Origin of the sequence: Protofrankia sp. CiP1_Cm_nod2 (genome assembly GCF_920664355.1) — a bacterium.
GTDB lineage: Bacteria > Actinomycetota > Actinomycetes > Frankiales > Frankiaceae > Protofrankia.
Map to the genome: position 1 here is coordinate 1 of NZ_CAKKTL010000086.1, position 5,159 is coordinate 5,159.

At 72.1% G+C, this 5,159-nt stretch carries 4 protein-coding genes and 1 pseudogene; 2 read left to right on the forward strand and 3 right to left on the reverse strand.

Annotated elements, in window-relative coordinates:
• The 3 genes and pseudogenes from NBW84_RS11650 to NBW84_RS11660 form a co-directional block, all read right to left on the reverse strand.
• Positions 1-283: pseudogene (locus NBW84_RS11650) on the reverse strand (4-(cytidine 5'-diphospho)-2-C-methyl-D-erythritol kinase); the annotation flags it as partial.
• 488 nt (positions 284-771) lie between these two features.
• Positions 772-1,635, reverse strand: a complete 864-nt coding sequence (gene rsmA, locus NBW84_RS11655; protein WP_445548237.1) for a 16S rRNA (adenine(1518)-N(6)/adenine(1519)-N(6))-dimethyltransferase RsmA — start codon at positions 1,633-1,635, stop codon at positions 772-774.
• Positions 1,636-1,691: 56 nt separating this feature from the next.
• Complete coding sequence (locus NBW84_RS11660; protein ID WP_250284467.1) at positions 1,692-2,522, reverse strand: TatD family hydrolase; 831 nt, start codon at positions 2,520-2,522, stop codon at positions 1,692-1,694.
• 296 nt (positions 2,523-2,818) lie between these two features.
• On the opposite strand from NBW84_RS11660, the gene NBW84_RS11665 reads away from it, so the two are divergent.
• Entirely contained in the window at positions 2,819-3,922 is a 1,104-nt protein-coding gene (locus NBW84_RS11665) for an ABC transporter substrate-binding protein (RefSeq protein WP_250284468.1), read from the forward strand.
• Positions 3,923-4,248: 326 nt separating this feature from the next.
• Positions 4,249-4,764, forward strand: coding sequence for a YdcF family protein (locus NBW84_RS11670; RefSeq protein ID WP_445548236.1), 516 nt, complete (start codon positions 4,249-4,251; stop codon positions 4,762-4,764).
• Positions 4,765-5,159 lie beyond the last annotated feature (395 nt).

Genomic DNA, 5,159 nt, shown 5'->3' on the forward strand with positions numbered 1-5,159 from the left:
CCGCGGCGTCGCCAGCCGGCGCGGACGGCCCGGGCCGGCCGGGCGGCCCGGGCAGCGGGACGAGCGGCGCTGTCGGCCCGGCGGCTCCCTCACCGGTGACCTCCACGGACACGGCGGGCTCCACGGCGTCCGGGTCGAGCCCGGCACCGTCGGCCGTGGACACCGTGATCTCGTCGTAGAGCGAGACGGCCTGCAGAATCGTGATGACCGTGTGGTAGCCGTCGTCGCGGCGTGCCCCGACACCGAGATGCAGGTTGACCTTGGCCGGCGCACGGACAGTCACCCGGCTGCCCGGAACGGGCGCGGACGGCCGGTCGGCGCCGGCGGCACCGGAAGGGTGCCGGTGAGACCGAGACAGCGGACTCTCCTTCGCTCCTGGGGCGTGCTCTGGCACCGGGCACCAACGAACCTATCCGGCCGGTAGGAAACGAGCGCCCTCGCCACCGCCGGGTAAGACGATGCACACGGGTGGCTGGTCACGCCAGTGATCGGCCGCGCTGGGCGTGGCCGGCCGCGTACGCCGGCAGCCGGCCGCCCGCAGAAGCCCGCTGATCACCGACCAGGCCGCCGAGAAGATCGCGGCCTGGAAGATCCCGGAGAGGCTCCCGGGACGTCGAAGAGGTCGTACTGCCGCGCGTCGACGAGGCCGTGGCACGCTCCCGCCCTGCCGTCGAGCTGAAACTCGTCCCGGGTACACAGCGTGACAACCGCGTGCGCTGAGCGCACGACCGCGTCCGTGCCACCGGCGCGTCGGTCAGAGCCAGCCTGCCGTCACTCGGAGCCGGCACCCGGACCGAGGCGGGTGAGGGCGAGGCGGGTGAAGGCGGCCACGTCCAGGATCTCGCCTCTGGCGGACGGGTCGATGCCCGCGGCCAGCGCGAGACGCGCGGCCTGGTCCGCCGACCCCGCCCAGCCCGACAGCGCCGCCCGCAGCGTCTTGCGGCGCTGCGCGAAGGCCGCGTCCACCGCGGCGAAAACGGCCCGGCGCAACCGTGGCGGCCCCGGCTGATCACGACGGCTGAACGCCACCAGGGACGAATCGACGTTCGGCTGCGGCCAGAACACCGCCCGCGGCACCGGGCCGGCCGGACGCGCCGACGCGTACCAGGCCATCTTCACGCTCGGCACGCCGTACACCCGTCCACCTGGTGACGCGGTCAGCCGGTCGGCGACCTCGGCCTGCACCATGACCAGCCCGCGCCTGACCGACGGAAAACGTTCAAGTACGCCGAGCAGCAGCGGGACGGCCACGTTGTAGGGCAGGTTCGCGGCCAGGACGCTCGGCGGGTCGCCAGGGATGTCCGCGGGCTCCAGGCGCAGGCCGTCCGCCGCCAGCACGGTCAGGCGGGCCGCAACCGCTGGCCCGAGCCGTGCCGTGACGGTCGCCGGCAGTGCCGCGGCCAGCGCCTCGTCCAGTTCGACCGCGACGACCCGGCGGGCGGCCGGCAGCAGTCCGAGGGTCAGCGAGCCCAGTCCGGGACCGATCTCCAGGACGGTCTCGTCCGGCCCGACATCCGCCAGGCGGACCAGCCGGCGGACGGTGTTGGGGTCGACGAGAAAGTTCTGGCCACGGCGCTTGGTCGGCCGTACGCCGACAGCGGCGCTGATCGACCGTACGTCCGCCGGCGTGAGCAGACCATCGGGAAGCCCCGAACCGGACGACGACGAGGGGGGAGTATCCGGGCCGGGGGCTACCAGGGTCCGAACATCCGTTCAGAGGTGGCGGCGATCGCCGACGCGAGGGTGTCGACGTCCTCCCCGCGGGCGGTGGCCAGCGCGCGCAGCGTCAGCGGTATCAGGTACGGGCCGTTCGGCCGGCCCCGCCACGGCACCGGGGTGAGGAACGGGGCATCCGTCTCGACCAGCAGCAGGTCACGGGGCGCGACAGCGGCAGCGTCCCGCAGGCGCTGCGCGTTGTTGAATGTCACGTTCCCGGCGAAGGACATCACGTAGCCGGCGTCGGCGCAGACCTTCGCCATGGCCTCGTCCCCGGAGAAGGCGTGGAAGACCACTCGTTCGGGCGCGCCTTCCTCGACGAGGATACGCAGTGTGTCCTCGTGGGCCTCCCTGTCATGGATCATGAGGGTGCGGCCGGCCTGCTTGGCGATCGCGATGTGGCGGCGGAAACTGTCCTGCTGAGCGGCGTGCCGCTCGGGTGGCGTGCGGTAGTAGTCCAGGCCGGTCTCCCCGACCGCCCGCACCTTCGGCGCCGCGGCCAGTTCGGCGATCTCGGTGAACGTCTCCTCGTCCACGCCGTCGGCGGCCTCGTTCGGATGGATCGCGACAGCGGCGTAGACGTCGGGATGCCCGGCCGCGACCTGCGCCTGCCAACGGCTGGTCGGCAGGTCGACCCCCACCGTCACCAGCCGCCGGACACCGGCGGCCCGTGCCGCCGCGACGGCCGCGTCCACCTCCCCACCCATGATGTCGAGGTGGCAGTGGCTGTCGATCACCTCTGCCTCCACCGACAACGGCGGCGGCGCGGGCGGAGGGTCGCCACGGCGCCCACCGTCGCGTGCCATCTACCGCTCACTCACCTTTCTTCCGTCTCATCTCTTCCGTCTCGTCCCGTCTTCCGTCTCGTCCCGCCGGTGGCCCGGGACGAGACGCCCGGGACGGAAGCGCTTCTGCGAATCGATCCTACGGAACCACGGGAACCGGGGCGGCAGACGAATGATCCAGGCCCGGACGTCCGCCTCTCCGCCTGCCGTATCCACGGCCGAGGCGCCAGAACAAGCCATCCCCATGGCCCGGGTGTCATAACAACGTCGACACTCCGTTGAACATCGCAGGCCCATCACCTGGTAGACAGGTACCGATGTCCTCGTCGCTCGCTGTCGCGCTGGTGACTCCGCTGACCGGTCCGGCGGCCGTCCACGGTCTGACCACTCTGCGCGCGGTCACGTTGTGGGCTCGTGATGAGCAGCTTCCGCCGCCGTGGGACGACATCAACGTCACCGCGTACGACGCGCATCCGCATCCCGCCGCGGCGACGCGTGCCGCGGCCGCGGCCGGGCCGGACGCGATCTTCGGCCCGTACGGTCAGCGCAGCGCGCTGGCCGCGTGTGCCGCCACCGACCGGGTCGTGTTCAACATCGGCGCGCCCTCGACCCGGTTCGTCCGCCAGGCGTTCCCGAACGTCGTCAATCTGCTCTCCCCGCATTCGACGTGGACGCGGGGGCTGCTCGCCGCGGTCCGCGCCGCCGACCGGCAGGCCCGCAGGGTCACGGTGCTGCTGGCCTCCGACGACCGGGCGCTGGAAGTCGTCTCCGTCGTGCGGGCCGCCGCCGCACGACTGGGCTTCGAGGTCGCCTCCAGCGTGTTCCGTCCCGGCCGGGCCATGATCGCCGCGCGCCGCGTACCACCCGCTGACGTCCTGATCGTCCAGGGCGATCCGGACGACGAGAACGCCGCGGCCGAGGTGCTGCTGCGCCGGCCGTGGCGGGCCGCGGCGTTCTCCACCGCCGGGCACGACGGCGCACTGGCCACACTGCGTGATCGCCGCGATGGCCTGCTGGGCCCACGCGCCTGGTCACCACGGCTACCCGCGGAGGCTGGCACCGGTCCGAGCGTGTCCGAGTTCGTCGCCTGCTACCAGCAGATGTACGACCAGCTGCCGGCCGCGACCGCGGCGGTAGCCTACGCGGCCGGGCTGGTCCTGGGCCGCTGTATCTGGGCGAACGGCCAGGCCGACGACCATCATGTGCTCGCCGCCGCCCGCACACTCGACACGTCCACCCTGCTGGGCCGTTTCCGTCTCGACGAGGCCACCGGCCTCCAGGTCGGCCATCACAGCCATCTCGTGCAGTGGCGGGACGGTGTCGCGCACGTGGTCTGGCCCGCCGACCGGGCGCAGTCCTCACTGGTCTACCCTCGCTCGCGGATCGGGGTGGCGCGGCAGCCCGCCATGACCGCTTCATGAGGCAGCCGGGCGGGCCCGTCCGTCAGCCAGGCCGGTTCGCCCGGGCCCGTCAGCCAGGCCGGTTCGGGTGGGCCCGGCTGCCAGGCCGGTTCGGGTGGATGCCGGGCCCCGTCCCGGGCCGTCGGGAACATCGCCCGCTCCGGGCCCGGGCTTCAGGCCGGCCCGGACGGGCACCGAACAAGCTCAACAAGCTCACCCGGATACCGGTCCAGTTCACCCGGGCTCCAGACCAGTTCGGACGGACACCGGACCGGCCCGCCCAGATGCCAGCCTGGTTCAGGCGGATGCCGGACCGGCCCGCTCGGACGCGAGGCTGGCTCGGACGGGTGCCGGGTGGACGGGTCGGGGTCGGGATCGGCCTGGCCGCCGTGGTGTTCCTCACCGCGACCGGGCGGTTGTTCGTCTGGCCGGTCCGGGACGCCCCGGAGCCGGTCGACGCGATCGTGATGTACGCCGGCAGCCCCGGCCGGCTGGCCAGAGCGGTCGACCTGGCCCGGGCCGGGTACGCGCCGGTACTCGCCGTGTCGACCCCGGCCGGGTCCGACGACCCGTGCCCGGCCGCCCTGCCCGGCATCCAGGTGATCTGCTTCCGCCCGGACCCGGTCACCACCCAGGGTGAGGCACGGATGACCGCGGAACTGGCCACCCGTTACGGCTGGCGATCCGTACTGATCGTGGTGGGGACCCCACAGGACACCCGGGCACGACTACGGGTGAAACGGTGTTACGAGGGCCGCGCCCTGTTCGTCACTGTCTCCCCACGACTGCGCGGCTGGCCATACGCGATCAGCTACGAATGGGCCGCCATGATCAAGGCCCTGACCATCCAACGAAACTGTTGACCCCTCCGGCGGCCATTTCCTCACCAGCACCCCACTGTCAGACCGACATACCTTCCCCGGTTGTCCGTGTCCGGAATACCACGATGATGCGGAAGCCGGGCGTGGATGCTCCTGGGGGCTATATTGACGGACGCCCGGTGCAATGCAACGACCGACCTGAACCGCCCCGGTCTCTAAAAAACCCAGGGTGGTTCACTCAATTCCCATCTGCTCTACCTCCGCCGCGGGGACTGGTCAATGACTGCGGGTGAGCATCCGCGCTGCCCGTTCGGCGAGGATGCGGATCTCACCTGGCACGTCGGTACCGCCGACGATGAACTCGAGCATGCCGGGGTCGGTGTAGTGGCGATAGATTCAGCGCTTCGAGCTCGTCGGCGGTCGCGTCGGTCGTGCCA

Bases quoted from the DNA above. Each gene is read 5' to 3' on its own strand.
- NBW84_RS11660 (WP_250284467.1), bottom strand. From the start codon at position 2,522: ATGGCACGCGACGGTGGGCGCCGTGGCGACCCTCCGCCCGCGCCGCCG.
- NBW84_RS11665 (WP_250284468.1), top strand. From the start codon at position 2,819: ATGTCCTCGTCGCTCGCTGTCGCGCTGGTGACTCCGCTGACCGGTCCG.